The organism is Methylobacterium sp. 001424705 (assembly GCF_059816145.1).
Genome location: NZ_JCBANU010000019.1, coordinates 56,076 through 72,778 on the forward strand (window position 1 = coordinate 56,076; position 16,703 = coordinate 72,778).

8 protein-coding genes are annotated in these 16,703 nt (G+C 65.3%); 5 read left to right on the forward strand and 3 right to left on the reverse strand.

Annotated elements, in window-relative coordinates; translation table 11 throughout:
- The first annotated feature begins 90 nt into the window (after nucleotides 1-90).
- The 3 genes from AC6EUL_RS15095 to AC6EUL_RS15105 all read left to right on the forward strand — a co-directional run bounded on the left by AC6EUL_RS15095 (nucleotide 91) and on the right by AC6EUL_RS15105 (nucleotide 4,472).
- Nucleotides 91-2,976, forward strand: a complete 2,886-nt coding sequence (locus AC6EUL_RS15095) for an EAL domain-containing protein (protein ID WP_499871018.1) — start codon at nucleotides 91-93, stop codon at nucleotides 2,974-2,976.
- Between the two features lie 130 nt (nucleotides 2,977-3,106).
- Nucleotides 3,107-3,460 carry a hypothetical protein gene (locus tag AC6EUL_RS15100; protein ID WP_499871020.1) on the forward strand — a complete coding sequence of 118 codons (354 nt, stop codon included), beginning with the start codon at nucleotides 3,107-3,109 and terminating at the stop codon, nucleotides 3,458-3,460.
- Between the two features lie 67 nt (nucleotides 3,461-3,527).
- Nucleotides 3,528-4,472, forward strand: a complete 945-nt coding sequence (locus tag AC6EUL_RS15105; protein ID WP_056269596.1) for a ferredoxin reductase domain-containing protein — start codon at nucleotides 3,528-3,530, stop codon at nucleotides 4,470-4,472.
- A 133-nt stretch (nucleotides 4,473-4,605) separates the two neighbouring features.
- Here the strand turns inward: AC6EUL_RS15105 and AC6EUL_RS15110 are convergent, their stop codons facing one another.
- Nucleotides 4,606-7,059, reverse strand: coding sequence for a glycogen/starch/alpha-glucan phosphorylase (locus AC6EUL_RS15110; protein ID WP_499871073.1), 2,454 nt, complete (start codon nucleotides 7,057-7,059; stop codon nucleotides 4,606-4,608).
- 570 nt (nucleotides 7,060-7,629) lie between these two features.
- Here AC6EUL_RS15110 and AC6EUL_RS15115 point away from each other — a divergent pair.
- Nucleotides 7,630-9,258 carry an alpha-amylase family glycosyl hydrolase gene (locus AC6EUL_RS15115; RefSeq protein ID WP_056269602.1) on the forward strand — a complete coding sequence of 543 codons (1,629 nt, stop codon included), beginning with the start codon at nucleotides 7,630-7,632 and terminating at the stop codon, nucleotides 9,256-9,258.
- Nucleotides 9,259-9,418: 160 nt separating this feature from the next.
- A complete protein-coding gene (gene glgA, locus AC6EUL_RS15120; RefSeq protein ID WP_056217274.1) occupies nucleotides 9,419-10,924 on the forward strand; it encodes a glycogen synthase GlgA in 1,506 nt (501 codons plus the stop codon).
- 116 nt (nucleotides 10,925-11,040) lie between these two features.
- Here the strand turns inward: glgA and glgB are convergent, their stop codons facing one another.
- Entirely contained in the window at nucleotides 11,041-13,344 is a 2,304-nt protein-coding gene (gene glgB, locus AC6EUL_RS15125) for a 1,4-alpha-glucan branching protein GlgB (RefSeq protein WP_499871023.1), read from the reverse strand.
- A complete protein-coding gene (gene treS, locus AC6EUL_RS15130) occupies nucleotides 13,345-16,602 on the reverse strand; it encodes a maltose alpha-D-glucosyltransferase (protein WP_499871025.1) in 3,258 nt (1,085 codons plus the stop codon).
- Nucleotides 16,603-16,703: the final 101 nt, after the last annotated feature.

Consider the following 16,703-nt stretch of genomic DNA (forward strand, 5'->3'; position numbering starts at 1 on the left):
CCCCCACCGATACGACTGGATGCACAGCTGAGCCGTCTCCCGTCGCCTGTTTCCATCGATCATGCCTCGCCCGGCCGGAACACTCGCCCGTTGCGTAGATTCGCCCCCGTCCTGGCCGCCCTCGCTGCGGCACTGCTCAGTGCCCTGATCGTCGGAGGACCGGCGCAGGCCGTCGAGGCGGTCCGCGTCACTCTCGACGCGCCCGTCATCGATCTGACGCCGATGATCGAACGCTATCGCTCCGATGGCGACCTGATCCAGATCTCCACCGCCCCGGGGAAGGACGGGATCGTCCGCCGCATCGTGGTTAAGGCCCGTGAGACCGGCGCCCGTCCAGACTGGATGGTGTTCGCCCTCACCAACGACACCGACGAGCAGGTGGACCGGGTCCTCGTCGCCCCGCATTTCCGCCTCGTGGGCTCGGGTGTTGTCTGGCCGGATCTCGGAGGCTCGCGCATCGCCGCCATCACCGCGAGCCAGGGTATTCGACCGGAGCGCGACGAAAACCCGGAAGCCGATCAGTTCGTCATCACCCTCGATCCCGGGGCGACCGTAACCTATGTGGCCGAGTTGCGAGGGCCGAACATCCCGCAAGTGTACCTCTGGGATCAGGAAGCTTACCGCAAGAAGGCCAACGGCCTGACCCTGTACAAGGGTATCATCATCGGCATTGCGGGTCTCCTCGCCCTGTTCTTGACGATCATCTTCGTCGTGAAGGGCGCGATCATCTTTCCCGCCGCCGCGTCCCTGGCATGGGCCGTGCTGGCCTATGCCTCGATTGATTTCGGCTTCCTGCAGCGTGTGTTTCCCATCACCGAAGTTGCCGAGCGTGTCTATCGCGCCTCGACGGAGGCGGTTCTCGGCGCGACGCTCCTGGTCTTCCTGTTTGCCTATCTCAACCTCAGCCGGTGGCACGTGCGCTATAGCCACGTGGCGATCATCTGGCTCCTGTTCCTGGCGTGCCTAGTGGGCCTCGCGGTGTTCGATCCGCCCGTGGCGGCCGGCGTCGCCCGCATCTCCATCGCGGCGGTGGCCGGCGTCGGCCTGCTGCTGATCGTCTATCTCGCGGCGCATAACGGTTATGACCGCGCCATCCTGCTGGTGCCCACCTGGTGCCTGCTTCTCGTCTGGGTGGTGGCTGCCGGGTTCGCGATCACGGGGCAGATCAGCAGCGATCTGGTGCAGCCCGCCCTCATCGGCGGGCTCGTGCTGATCGTCATGCTGATCGGTTTTACCGTGATGCAGCACGCCTTCGCGGGCGGTGGCCTGACCCATGCTCTCGTCTCCGACACAGAGCGGCGCGCATTGGCCCTCACGGGCGCAGGGGACGTGGTGTTCGACTGGGACGTACCGGGTGACCGGGTCTTCGCTGGTCAGGAGATCGAGGGACAGCTCGGTCTGAAACGCGGTGCCCTCGAAGGCCCGGCGGCCAACTGGCTCAGCCTGGTCCACCCCTTCGACGTCGAGCGCTACTCGGCGGCCCTCGACACGGTCATCGAGGAGCGCCGTGGCCGCATCGTGCACGATTTTCGCCTGCGCTCCACTGCCGGCCCGTACTATTGGTATCGCCTGAAGGCGCGACCTGTGATCGGTTCCGACGGAGAGGTGATCCGGGTCGTCGGCACGATCAGCGACGTCACCGAGGTGAAGACGGCGGAGGAACGCCTCCTTCACGATGCAGTGCATGACAGTCTGACAGGCCTGCCGAACCGCGAACTCTTCTACGACCGCCTCGATGCGGGACTGGCGTTCGCCAGCCAGGATCCCCGACTTCGGCCGACGACGATCGTCCTCGACATCGACCGGTTCAAGGCCATCAACGACGCCATCGGTCTGTCGGCCGGTGACTCGATCCTGCTGACGCTGTCGCGCAGGCTCGGACGCCTCCTCCGACCGCAGGATACCCTGGCGCGCGTGGCCGGCGATGAGTTCGCCCTGATCCTGATCTCGGAGCGGGAGCCGGACCGCATCCTCGCCTTCGCGGAAATGATCCGCAAAGCGATCGCGACGCCGATCACCTATGCGGATCGCGAAATCTTCCTGACGGTCTCTGTTGGTCTCGCCCTCTACGAGGGTGGGGCGAACCTGAAACGGGAAGAGGTGTTCAAGAACGCCGAAATGGCGATGATCCAGGCCAAGCGCGGCGGTGGGGATCGCACGGAGGTGTTCCGTGCCACCATGCGCAACGAGCGTGGCGACCGCATGATGCTGGAGGCTGATCTGCGCAGGGCGCTGGATCGCAACGAGATGAAGGTGTTGTTCCAGCCGATCGTCCGCCTGGAGGACCGCACCGTCGCCGGCTTCGAGACCCTCCTGCGCTGGGACCATCCGAAGCTCGGCCGTATCGGTCCCGCAACCTTCCTGCCTATCGCGGAAGAGAGCGGCTTCATCGTCAATCTGGGTATCTTTGCCCTGGAGCGGACCGCCCTCGAGCTGGCGGCCTGGCAGCGCTCCCTCGACGTGGAACCGCCGATCTTCGCTTCCGTCAACATCTCCTCGCGGCAGCTCCTGCGCCACGATCTCCTGCATGACGTGAAGACGATCCTGGCCCGATCCGGCGTCATCCCCGGCTCACTGAAGCTGGAGATGACCGAGAGCCTGGTCATGGAGAATCCGGAATACGCAGCGCAGATGCTTCACCGCATCCACGACCTTGGCGCGGGCCTGTCCCTGGACGATTTCGGGACCGGCTACTCGGCCCTCTCCTACCTTCAGCGCTTCCCCTTCGACACGATCAAGATCGATCAGTCCTTCGTACGCCAGATCGCGACGGGCCAGACCGCCATTCTGCGATCGATCGTCAAGATGGCACAGGAACTCGGCCTGTCGATCATCGCCGAAGGCGCCGAGTCGGAGGTTGACACCCAAATTCTGTTCGAATTGGGCTGTGAATATGCTCAGGGTTTCGCCTTCGGCGAACCGATGTCGATGCTTCAAGCTCGGCAGTTGCTTGGTGCGGCGCCTGAAGCTGCCTGAGTGAAATCAGGCAGATGCGGGCAAACCAACGCATCGGGTTAAACCTCCCTTAACCATGATCCGGCATCCTCAGCTTCGAGTTGATGTGCGGGCGGCAAGGTGCGACGCGCCGGCCGAGGGAGATGGGGTCATGGCGCAGGCTGCGTTGCGAATCGTGGACGACGAGATCGACACCGGCCTCGTCCGACGCTTGATGGCGCGCCCACTTCGCGCGGTGCCCGACGTCGCGGCACCCCCCGAGGCCCCGGCTTCCGCACCGGTCGCGATCGCGACGACGGTTACGGCCGCGACAGGTGAGGTATCGCGGCTCAAGGCCGAGGTCATGGTTATGAAAGCTGTGCTTGGGGCCGAGCGTCGCGAGGCCGAACGGCTCCGCGCCTGCATCAGCCGGATCGACGGCGCCGAGCCGCTGTCACCCGAGGCACAGGCGGTCCGTGACCGTTGGGCCGCCCTCGTCGATCATCTGCTCAACGAACCGCGCTGAGGCGAGGGTTCGCCCGGCGAGCCTTATGCGACGCGCCCACCCCATTCCCCACACCTGAAGGACGACCATGAGCGCCCGCTGCTCGCTCGTCGTCAACGGCAAGTCCGTGCGCGTTTCCACCGGCGACACCCCGCTGGAAGCCGCTCTCGCCGATGGGATGATCGCTGCCACCCCCGGAGCCGGTGGCCAGGGCATCGGCCCTGCCCCACGTCGGGCTCAAACTCGCGCGCATCGCGGTGAGGCCATCAAGCTCTCACTACCTCGCGCGGCTGCCATAGAGCCGCCCGCTCGCCTCGTGCTGCCGAGCCGGCCTACCGCCGTACAGAAGCGGACCGGTACGGTCACCGAGATCACCGCCCTCGGTTCGCATACCTTTCAGGTCGTCGTCACGATCACCCGTCGGCTCGCCCTGGAGCCGGGTCACGGGGTCGACGTCACCTTCGAGAATTTCGCGCCCGTCACCTTGAGCCCAACGCTGCGTGTCGACGGATCGGCCGAGCTCAACGAACTGGTGTTCCATCTGCGGCAGGATCGCGACGGATTCGGTCTTGGGCACGAATTGGTAGACGCTCTCGCTTGCGACCACCCGGTGAAGGTGAAAGGCCCTGTCGGCCGCGGCTACTACCGCGCCGGGGGCGGACGCCTCGTTCTCGTTGCGTCAGAGACCGGCTTCGCACCAATCTGGTCCATCGCCCATGCAGCGCGCTACATCGAACCGGCCCGCGAAATCATCCTGGTGGTGGGTGCGCGCAATCCCCTCGATCTCTACATGCGACCGGCCCTGGATTGGCTGCGCGCGACCGGCGTGACCCGAATCGTCACCGTATCGGATCGTGCCCGCCAGCGCCCGCCCGAAGTTCGTCCCGGTCCCCTCACCGCTCACCTGCCGTCGCTGCGCAGCACAGATGTGGTTCACGTTGCCGGGGACGCCTCGACGGTCGGGGCCGTCGAGGTGCTCGCTGCGACGACCGGTGCCCGGTGCCATCCGATCCTGATCGACGCCGGCATCTGACCCGGTATTCGTCCACGCTGAGGCGATCGAACGAAATGAGCTGCATACCCCGGGAATGCAGCTCATTTGTTTTCCAAGATTGCGGCCGTGACCTGCCCGGTTCCCATCTTGAGAACCGGGCAGACCGGGCGGATCAGCCGAGCCGAACCCGCCAGATTTCCTCGGCATATTCCCGCATGGAACGATCGGAGGAGAACCACGCCATCCGGGCTGTGTTGAGGATGGCCGTCCGCCACCAGGTCTTCGGATCGCTCCAAGCCCGATCCACCGAGCGCTGCACGCGCCAGTAATCGTCGAAGTCGACGGTGAGAAGATAACGGTCGTTGTGGCGCAGGTCGTCGACGATCGGTCGGAAGCGGTCCGGCTCCTCGGGCGAAAAGCCTCCAGCCTCGATGAGGTCGAGAGCGGCTTTCAGGCGGGGCGAAGCGGCGATGGCGACCTCGGCGTAGTTCGGCACGGCCATCCGCGCCTGCACTCCGGCCGCATCCAGGCCGAAGATGAAGATGTTGTCCGCGCCGACATGGTCACGGATCTCAATATTGGCACCATCAAGAGTGCCGATGGTCAGCGCACCGTTGAGGGCGAGCTTCATGTTCCCGGTGCCGGAGGCCTCCATGCCGGCCGTAGAGATCTGCTCGGAGAGGTCAGCGGCGGGGATGATCGCTTCCGCCAAGCTGACCGAGTAGTTCGGCAAGAAGACCACCTTCAGGCGGCCCGCCACGTCCGGATCGGCGTTGACCACCTTGGCTACGTCACAGGCGAGTTTGATGATGAGCTTGGCCTGGACGTAGCTTGGCGCAGCCTTGCCGCCAAAAATCTTCACGCGTGGCGTCCAAGCGGCCTTCGGATCAGCCTTGATTGCCTGATACAGGGCAACGGTCTCGATCACGTTGAGGAGCTGGCGTTTGTATTCGTGGATGCGCTTGATCTGGACGTCGAACAGGGCAGACGGATCGACCGTGATACCGGTGCGATCGGCCACCACCTGCGCGAGAGCCGCCTTCCGCGCACGGCGCATGGCCGCGTAGCGGGACTGGAAGTTCGCGTCGGACGCGACGTCGGCCAAGCCGGCGAGCCGTTCCGGCGTATCGAGCACTTCCGGTCCGACCGCCTCGACGGCAAGGGCGGTGAGCTCCGGATTGGCGTTGTGGAGCCAGCGCCGGAAGGTGATGCCATTGGTCTTGTTCACGATCTTGTCGGTGTCGAGGGCGTGGAGCTCCTTGAACACCGTCGAGCGCATCAGATCGGTATGCAGGGCGGAAACGCCGTTGACCCTGCGCGCCCCCAGGAAAGCGAGATGGCCCATGCGGACCCGCTTGCCGTGGGTTTCGTCGATGAGCGACACGGCGGCGAGCTTCTCGGCGGAACCCCGGCCCTGCTTGCCCTGCTCTTCGAGGTGCATCCAGTTGATCAGGTAGATGATCTGCATGTGCCGCGGCAGCACGCGCTCCATCAGCTCGACCGGCCAGGTCTCCAGCGCCTCCGGCAGGAGCGTATGGTTCGTGTAGCCGAGGGTATGCGTGGTGACGTGCCAGGCATCCTCCCAGTTGAACCCGTGATCCTCGAGGAGAAGGCGCATGAGTTCCGGCACCGCGATAGCGGGATGCGTATCGTTGAGCTGGATCGCGGCATGGTCGGGGAGCGAGCGCAAATCGCCACGCTCGGCCGCATGCCGGCGCACCAGATCCTGCAGCGACGCCGAGGTGAAGAAGTATTCCTGCCTAAGGCGCAACTCCTGGCCCTCGGCGGACGAATCGCTCGGGTAGAGTACGCGGGAGATCGCCTCGGCACGGGCACGCCCCGCGACGGCGCCCACATGATCACCGCCATTGAACCGGGCCAGATCGACAGGCACCTGGGCCTCGGCCTTCCAGAGGCGCAGCGTATTCACATGGCGTCCCCGCCAACCGACCACCGGCACGTCATGAGCCACCGCCCGAACCGTTTCGGCCGGATGCCAATGGCGGCGGATCACGCCGTCAGAGACCGCCGACATCGTGACATGGCCACCGAAGCCGATGGTGTAGGTCGCGTCGGGCCGCGGAAATTCCCACGGGTTACCCTCCGCGAGCCAGGTCTCCGGGGCTTCCTTTTGCCAACCGTCCTCCAGGGACTGCCGGAAGAGGCCGTGATCGTAGCGAATGCCATAGCCGATAGCGGGAATCGATAGGCTCGCCATGCTTTCCATAAAGCAGGCGGCGAGGCGCCCGAGGCCGCCATTGCCCAGCGCAGCATCCGGCTCCGCCGCTTCCACGTCGCCGAGCCGCACGCCAAGTTCGCGCAGGGCCGCGCGGGTGGTCTCGACGAGGCCAAGATTGTTCATGGCATCGGAGAGGAGACGACCGATGAGGAATTCCAACGACAGGTAATAGACCCGCTTGTTCGGGATCGACCCGTCGGCATCGTGGCAAGCATCGACGACCCGGTCGCGCAGGGCGAGTGCCGTCGCAGCGAACCAGTCGCGCTCACGTGCGGTCGAAGGCGTTTTTCCGATGGCGTAGACCAGCTTGGCCAGGATGGCCTCCCGCAGGTCCGCCACCGCATCGCCGGATGACTTGCGCACCGGTCGGGTGCGTTCTTGCGCCATCGGCGAAGGCGATCGCTGAGCCACGTCCGAGGCCTCCGAGGAAACGGTGGCGTCGGAATTGTCTCGTCCGATGAGTTTGTCTTTCAGCACGTGTCAGTCCCCCTCTCGGCCGTGAAACTTGGACGCCGCTGACGGGATGACAACCCTGGGGCTATCATGCGCTCGGGCATTCCTGTTCTGCGTTCGGCCTCGTCCCCTCGTCTCGTCTCACGGACCGGTGCCGTATGGGCTGCACCGGACCCGCGATCGTCCTCTGGTCTGGTGTCCGATCGTCGCGCCGGAGCCGTTTTCCCGCACTCCACCCATCCTGAGAATTCGGTACCCCTTTAGGATGCGGAGCATTGCTTGTGCGAACGTGCCCTGTGGGGCCGCCGTCGAGACCACAGTCCTGCACCAGCGTTCAAACCTGCGTCACGGTGTCCGACAGTCCCAGCCAAACCGTGCGGGAATGAGACCACACCACGTTCGAATATTGTCTGAACGCCCTTCGGATCGAACGGGTCGCGCAGGGTCCCGTCTGCGGCTAGGGTCCGGCCCGGACGCGATCGGGACGCGTCGCCGGAGGATTGCATGGCGGATACGGTCTGGTGGAAGAGCGGCACCGTCTATCAGGTCTACCCGCGCTCCTTCCAGGATAGCGACGGGGATGGAATCGGGGACCTGCGCGGCATCACCCGCCGCCTCGACTACCTAGCCTGGCTCGGAGTCGACGCCGTCTGGATCTCGCCGTTCTATCCCTCTCCGATGGCGGATTTCGGTTACGACGTCGCGGATTACTGCGGCGTCGACCCGCTGTTCGGAACACTGGAGGATTTCGACGCCTTGGTGGCGGAAGCCCATTTCAGGCGGCTCAAGGTGATCCTCGATTTCGTCCCGAACCACACCTCGATCGCCCATCCGTGGTTCGCGGACAGCCGCAGCGCACGCACAAGCGCCAAGCGGGACTGGTATATTTGGCGCGATCCCGCTCCCGATGGAGGCCCGCCGAACAACTGGATCAGCAATTTCGGCGGCCCTGCCTGGACCCTCGACGAAGCGACCGGGCAATACTACTACCATGCCTTCCTGCGCGAGCAGCCGGACCTGAACTGGCGCAACCCGAGCGTTCGCGCGGCGATGCATGACGTACTTCGCTTCTGGCTTGACCGCGGCGTGGACGGCTTCCGCGTCGATGTGATCTGGCACCTGATGAAGGATGAGGGATTCCGCGACAATCCCGAGAATCCGGGGTTCAGCGCCGGACAGGCTGAGATCAATCGATTCGCCCAGGTCTACTCCGCCGATCGTCCGGAGATCTTCGATGTCATCGCCGAGATGCGGGCCGTGCTGGCGCCCTACGGGGAGCGCGTTCTGATCGGCGAGATCTACCTGCCCGTCGAGCGCCTCGTAGCCTATTACGGTGCCGATCTGGCAGGCGTCGATCTGCCCTTCAACTTCCAGCTTATCCAGACGCCCTGGAACGCCCACTCGGTGGCCGAGCTCGTAATCGCCTACGAGAACGCCCTCCCCCCTGGCGGTTGGCCAAACTGGGTGCTCGGCAACCATGACCAGTCCAGGATCGCGGCACGGGTCGGCGCCGCGCAGGCCGGCATCGCGGCGATGCTTCTGCTGACCCTGCGCGGCACGCCCACCCTTTATTACGGCGACGAGATCGGTCTCGCCCACGTGACCATTCCACCGGACCGCGTCCAGGATCCCTGGGAGCGCAACGAGCCGGGCCATGGCCGCGACCCGGAACGCACGCCGATGCAGTGGGACGACTCGTTCCACGCTGGTTTCAGTGCAGGAGAGCCCTGGCTCCCGTTGAGCCCGGATGCGGCAACCCGGAACGTCGAGTGCCAGTGCGATGATGCCCGATCGCTTCTCACCCTCTATCGCCGCCTCCTGCGCCTGCGCCGGGATCATACCGCCCTCTCGACCGGAGGATTTCGCAGCCTTCCCTCCTCAACGGCGTTCGTCTTTGCCTATGAGCGGCACGACGGTGATGCGACGCTCCGCATATTGCTGAACTTCAGTGCATCGCGGCAAACCATCATCGATACCGCCGAAGACGGTAGTACCTGGGCCATTCTCCTTTCGACGCGCCCGGACCGGCCCATTAGCCGGTCCGATGACGCTATGGTCCTCGAAGCCGATGAGGGTTTGATCCTGCTCCGGGACCCTGCCGGGGCTTACCCCCGACATCACGTCACCGTGTAAAAAGCGGGCACATTCGTCGCAAAACGAGAAAGTTCCTGGACGTGGCTTGAATTGTGCAACGCAACGGAACAATAGCCATCACGCTGCGTTCACGAGGTCGACGTCGATGCTGGGCTCTCGCTCTCCATTCCCGCCCACCGCTCGACGCGGGAACGTATTCATGAGCGTGGCGGACCAGCAAGACCCCATCGACCTCCACCACAGCCCCAGATCCCGTCATCAACTCCAGCCCCGTATCCTCTTCGCTACGCCGGAGATGGCCGACTTCGTGAAGACGGGCGGCCTCGGGGAAGTCGCAGGCTCCCTTCCGCGGGCCCTGCGCAGGCATTACGATGTCCGCGTCGTGATTCCGGGATATCGACAGGTCATCGAGCAGTTCGATAACATTCCGGTCGTCGCACAGTTGCCGGCCCAGGCCGGCATTCCGCCCAGCGATCTCGGACTCGTGGAGACCACCGACGGGCTCAAAGTCTACGTCATCCTCAACGCAGACCTCTATCAGCGGGATGGGACGCCCTACGGCAACGCTCAGGGCGACTTCGGGGACAACGACATCCGTTTCGCCCGCCTGAGCCTCGCGGCCGCGGAAATCGCGCGCGGCATCGACCCGACTTGGGCCGCGGATCTGCTACACCTGAACGACTGGCAAGCAGCCCTTGCCCCCGCCTACCTCGCATGGAGCGGGTTGCGGGTGCCGAGCATCCTCACGGTGCACAATCTCGCCTATCAGGGCGTCTTCCCGCGTGAGGCCCTCGGGCGTCTAGGCATCCCCGAGGATGCCTTCCGGATGGATGGCGTCGAGTTCTACGGGCAGCTCTCCTTTCTCAAGGCCGGGCTCTATTACGCCTCGCACGTCACGACCGTCAGCGAGACCTACGCCCGGGAAATCATCACGCAGGAATCGGGCTGCGGCCTCGACGGCCTTCTGCGAACTCGAGCCGCGCAAGGTCGTCTCGCCGGCATCCTTAATGGCATTGACGAGAGCTGGGACTCCCGCACTGACCCGCATCTCGCCGCCCGCTTCGAGATCGACGACTGGAAGGGTAAGCGCGCCAACGCCGAGACCGTCCGCCGACAGTTCGGTCTGGCCGTGTCGCGCGGCCCCCTCTTTGCCGTTGTCTCCCGCCTCGTGCACCAGAAGGGCATCGATCTCAGCATCGGCGCGGCCGAGTCGATCGTCGCCGAGGGCGGCCAGTTGGTGGTGATCGGTCAGGGCGAGGGTCGGTTCGAGGGCGCGCTGCGCGACCTTGCCCGCCGTTACCCCTCCTCCGTCGGCGTGCATGTTGGCTTCGAGGAGCGCGATGCCCGCCGCATGTTCGCGGGGAGCGACTTTCTGCTGATGCCGTCCCGCTTCGAGCCCTGCGGCCTCGCCCAGATGTACGCCCAGCGTTTCGGGTCCCTGCCGATCGTTCACCGCACCGGCGGCCTCGCCGACACGGTCGAGGACGGCGTCACCGGCTTCACTTTCGGTGAGGCTTCCGCGCGGGGCTTCTCCGGCGCCATCCGGCGCGCTTTCGACACCTTCGCGCAAAAGAAGCGGCTGAACGCGATGCGTCGCCACGCCATGTCGCGTTCGTTCGGTTGGGACCAGGCCGCGATGAACTACGCCTCTCTCTACGCTCGTGCCTTCGGCAATACGGCCGGTCTGCGCCTGCGCGCCGCCTGATCTCGGTACGTCCACATCAATGAGACGAACACAGCCGGCGGGGACACCCGCCGGCTGTGTTCGTGTCTGGGGGTGCCACGTCCCATCCCGAAGGGCGGGACGCGCGGCATACGCTCTTATCCCTCTCGGATAAAGATCGTCGTCGCGAGGGGCGGAATCGTCAGGGACACGGAATAGGGCTGGCCGTGGCTCGGCACGGCTTCGGCCTGAACGCCGCCCATGTTGCCGACGTTCGAACCGCCGTAACGCTCCGCATCCGAGTTGATCGCTTCTCGATAGAAGCCCTCAGCGGGAACGCCGACCCGGTATCCCTCGCGCGGCACTGGCGTGAAGTTGGACACCACGACCGCAATCTCATTGGGCTCGCGACCTTTCCGGGCCCAAGCGATGACGCTGTTGTCCTGATCGTCAGACACCAGCCACTGGAAGCCACCGGCCTCGGTGTCCCGGCTATGGAGGGCTGGCGTCGCCGTGTAGAGATGGTTCAAGTCGCGGATCAGATCCTTGACGCCCTGATGCAGCCCGTCTTTCAGAAGGTGCCAGTCGAGGCTCTGGTTGTGGTTCCACTCCTTCTCCTGGCCGAACTCGCAGCCCATGAAGAGCAACTTCTTTCCAGGATGGCCCCACATGAAGCCGTAGTAGGCGCGAAGGTTCGCGAATTTCTGCCAGCGGTCGCCCGGCATCTTGCCGAGGAGCGAACCCTTCCCATGCACCACCTCGTCGTGGGACAGCGGTAGGATGAAGTTTTCCGAGAAGGCATAGAGAAGACCGAAGGTCAGGTCGTGGTGGTGGTAGCGCCGGTGGATCGTCTCCTTCGAGACGAAGTTCAGGGTGTCGTGCATCCACCCCATGTTCCACTTGAACCCGAAGCCGAGGCCCCCCGTATAGGTCGGGTGCGAGACGCCCGGCCAGGAGGTGGACTCCTCAGCCACCGTCAGAGTGCCGGGTGCATGGGCGTAGGTTGCCTCGTTGGTTTTGCGCAGGAACTCGATGGCGTCGAGATTCTCGTTGCCACCGTAGCGGTTCGGAATCCACTCGCCCTGACGACGGGAGTAGTCGAGGTAAAGCATCGATGCGACGGCATCCACGCGCAGGCCATCGAGGTGGTAATGCTCGAGCCAGAACCGTGCATTGCCGGCCAGGAAGCTGGATACTTCCGTCCGCCCGAAATTGTAGATGTAGGTGCCCCAATCCTGGTGGAAGCCCTGCCTTGGGTCGGCGTGCTCGTAGAGGTGCGTACCGTCGAACTGGCCCAGGCCGTGTGCATCGAGGGGGAAGTGGCCCGGGACCCAGTCGAGCATGACGCCGATCCCAGCCGCGTGGGCCGCATCCACGAAGGCGGCGAAGTCGTCTGGCGTACCGAAGCGACTCGTCGGCGCGAACAACGACACGGGCTGGTAACCCCATGATCCGTCGAAGGGGTACTCCGTGATCGGCAGCATCTCGATATGGGTGAAGCCCATTTCCTTCACGTAGGGAATCAGGCGTTCACCCAGCTCCTGGTAGGTCAGGTAGCGGTTACCCTCCTCGGCGACGCGCGCCCAGGAACCGAGATGAACCTCGTAGATCGAGATGGGGATATGGCGCGGGTCCTTGACCCCACGCGTCGCCATCCACTTCTCGTCGTGCCACGCAGGATCGTTCGTACCCTGGAGAACCGAGGCGGTCTCGGGCGGCTTCTGGGCCGCGAAGGCGACGGGATCGGCCTTGAGGGGCAGGAGCGATCCATCGGCGCCACGGATCTCGTACTTGTAGTGCGCGCCGGCCTTCAGGCCGGGGATGAACAGCTCCCAGATCCCGCCATTCTGCCAGAGCCGCATGGGATGCCGACGGCCATCCCAGTTGTTGAAGTCGCCAACGACGCTCACACGGCGGGCATTCGGTGCCCAGACCGCGAAGCGGAAACCGTCGATGCCGTCGACGGGGCGATGCTGCGCACCGAGGATGCGGTAGGTGACGTTGCTGCCGACCTCGCGCAGGTTGTCGATGTCCTCCTGGCGCAGGGAAGAGCCGAATCCATAGGGGTCATGGCGAGAGCGCTCGACGCCATCCCAGGTCTCGACGGACAGTTCGTAGAGTGGGCGCCCCTCGCTCGGCAGGTGTGCGATGAAGAAGCCGTCCGGGTGCTTGCGCTCGAATGGGATGCGCCGGCCGCCCACGAGGAGGCTGGCGGATTTTGCCTCGGGCAGGACGGCACGGATCTCCCACTGACCCGGACCGACCTGATGGGGGCCCAGCACCGAGAACGGATCGCCATGGTTCGCCGCCATGATGGCGGCGATCGCGTCCGGGTGGAGAGAACCGGTCTCGGGCGCCGCCGCCTGCGGCGCCCGGGTGGCAACGGGCGCAACGTCCGCCGATTTTGAGGTGCCGGACGCTTGGCCCGTCCTGCTCGCGAACGTCTCGTCGATGCCCATCATTCAAACGCCTTTCTTGATCTCGTCCAGAATGTTGAGAACCCCACGGGCGGGGATTTCGATCCAATCCGGACGGTTGTTGGCTTCGTAATCGACCTCGTAGAGCGCCTTCGTCAGGAGGGAGAGTTTGAGGAGGCGGCTCTCGGTCTCGGGATCGGTCACGGCGGCCCGGCTCACCGAGACGACCTCGCGGTAACCGTCGAGGAAGGCGGCATCGATCATGCCGCGCCAGGCGATCGAGGCCCGACGGGCCCGCTCCTCGGAATCCGAGAAGCGGGCTGCGATTCCGCGAGTCACGGTCTCGGCGCCGTACGCGAAGGAGCGCAGCATGCCGGCGACGTCGCGCAGGGGCGTCGATTTGATCCGGCGCTCGTCGGCCGGCCGCGAAGGTTCGCCCTCGAAGTCGACGATGATGAGATCGGCCTCGGCCGCCAGCACCTGTCCGAGGTGATAGTCACCGTGGATGCGGGTTTTCATGGCCCCCTGAGGTGCCTTGGCGGTGAGGGTCTCGATCGCCGCCTCGACCTCATGGCGGCGACCCGCCAACTCGGTGCTCGCCGCATTGGAGGCGCGGCCCGCGAGGCCGTCGAGACCGCGGAAGGCCCGCTCCGCCTGGCGGCGGGTGTCGTCGCCGAGGGCGTAGAGGTCGGCGTGGTCGAAGGGCTCGGCCGCGAAGGCCGGGTCGTCGGTCTCGACCGCGAACGCGTTGTGCATCTCGGCCGTGCGGCGACCGAGCAGGATTGCCCAGCGCAGATGTGTCTCGAAGGCCTCGGCCGGGGACGGAGCTTCGCTCTCCGGAGCCAGCACTACGGTATCGAAGTCGCGGCGCAGGCCTTCCAGCATGAGCGTCCAGGCGTCGCCCTGGTTCGGCACGAATTTCTGCAGCACTGCGAGCGCCGTACGGGTACCCCTTGCGTCGACGTGCTCGAGAACGCCGAGGAGCGCCGGCGTGTTATGGAAATGCGCGGTCTCGGTGAGGAAGCGACCGACCTCGATCTCCGGATGGATTCCGGTCTGCAGGCGGCGCAGCAGCTTGAGCATCATCTTCGATCCGATGGCGATCGAGGTGTTGCTCTGCTCGGCGTTGAGCGACCGGACTTCGCCGGCCTCGACGGTGACGTCGCTCTCGAAGGCGGAGGTGGTCGAGAACACGAGGCGCCCGGTCTCGGTGGGGATCTCGCGACCCTCGCGCATGCTCTCGATCATCGCGACCGCGAAGCTCGGCGACGCCGCCGCGCCTAGCAGCAGGCCGGTGCGCGGACCGCGGCGTACGCGGGCCACGGCGTGCTGAAGCATCGCCTCGTCCTCGCGGCCCTCATCGACGGCCACCGGTACGAAGTAGTCCTGCCGCTCGCCGGTGGAGAGGTGGACCGCGACGCGGGGCAGAAGAAACTTCGCCTCGCCGGTGCTGTCCTTCAGCGCCGCGCTGTCGGTGACCTGCACCGACTTGATGCGCGAGCCCTTGGCGGCGAACCAACGGCGGGTGGCGATGAAGCGCGGAGCGACGGTCCGTTCGAACGCCGTGCGCTCGCGCCCGGCCATCAGGGTCTCGATGCCGCCGGTGAGAACGAGGGTGAAGAGTTCCGGCAGTTCCGGCTGCGGGCCGATGCTCCCGGCGTTCGCCGCGCTGAGGGAGAACCAGTAGAAGCCGTAGGACGGCAGGGTGAGCAGGTAGGGTAGTTCGCCGATGGCCGGGAACTCCGAACCGCCGGTCAGCTCGATCGGCACGGCGCTGCGGAGTTCCGACAGGTCGAGCTGCACCGCCTGCGGCGCCCGCGACAGGTTGGCGACGCAGAGGACGCGCTCGCCCTCGAACTCGCGAATCCAGGCCAGGACCTTGCGGTTCGAAGGATACAGGAACTGCATGCCGCCGCGGCCCAAAGCCACCGAATTGTTGCGGATCGCGATCATCCGACGCGTCCAGTTCAGCAGGCTGGTCTGCGACTGGGTCTGTGCCTCGACGTTGATCGCGTCAAAACCGTAGATCGGGTCCTGCACGGAAGGCAGGAACAGCTTCTGAGGGTTCGCCCGCGAGAAGCCGCCGTTGCGGTCCGGCGACCACTGCATGGGCGTGCGCACGCCGTCGCGGTCACCGAGGTAGATGTTGTCGCCCATGCCGATCTCGTCGCCGTAATAGAGCACCGGCGTACCGGGCATCGACAGGACGAGGGACTTCATCAGCTCGATCTTGCGGCGGTCGTTCTCCAGCAAGGGTGCAAGGCGGCGCCGGATGCCGAGGTTGATGCGGGCGCGGCGCTCGGCGGCGTAGAACGACCAGAGGTAGTCGCGCTCCTCGGCCGTGACCATTTCGAGGGTCAGCTCGTCGTGGTTTCGCAGGAAGATCGCCCACTGACAGCCCTCGGGGATCTCCGGCGTCTGGCGCATGATGTCTGTGATCGGATGCCGGTCCTCCCGGGCGATCGCCATGTACATGCGCGGCATCAGCGGAAAGTGGAATGCCATGTGGCACTCGTCGCCGTCGCCGAAATACTGCGCGGTCTCCTCGGGCCACTGGTTGGCCTCGGCGAGCAGCATGCGGTCGGGATAGCTCGCGTCGAGCGCGGTGCGGATGGCCTTGATGACCGTGTGGGTCTCGGGAAGGTTCTCGCAGTTCGTGCCATCCCGCTCGATCAGGTAGGGGATCGCGTCGAGGCGCAGGCCGTCCACGCCCATGTCCAGCCAGTAGCGCATGACCTCGATGACCGCCTCGAGCACAGCCGGGTTGTCGAAGTTCAGGTCCGGCTGGTGGCTGTAGAAGCGGTGCCAGAAGTACTGCTTCGCGACCGGGTCCCAGGTCCAGTTCGAGACCTCGGTGTCGAGGAAGATGATGCGCGTGTCCGAGTACGGCGTGTCGGTGTCCGACCAGACGTAGAAGTCGCGCTCCGGCGAACCGGCCGGCGCCTCGCGGGCCCGCTGGAACCAGGGGTGCTGGTCCGAGGTGTGGTTGATGACGAGCTCGGTGATCACCCGCAGGCCGCGCTCGTGCGCGGCGTCCACGAACTTCCGGAACTCCTCCATCGTCCCGTAGGAGGGATTCACCTCGCGATAGTCGCCAATGTCGTAACCGTCATCGCGCAGGGGCGACGGATAGAACGGCATCAGCCAGATGGCCGTGACACCGAGGTCGCGGACATAGTCGAGCTTCTGCGTCAGGCCCTCGAAATCGCCGATCCCGTCGTTGTTGGAGTCGAAGAACGACTTGACGTGGATCTGGTAGATGATGGCGTCACGGTACCATTGCGGATCGCTGCGATCGATCATCGCGTCGTTGCCTCATGCGTCGAGTTCAAGGGCGTGTCCGGGGCATCCGCACCACTCTCAGCGGTGAGACTGGCGAGCGCGGCGTCCATCGGCGGGGTAGG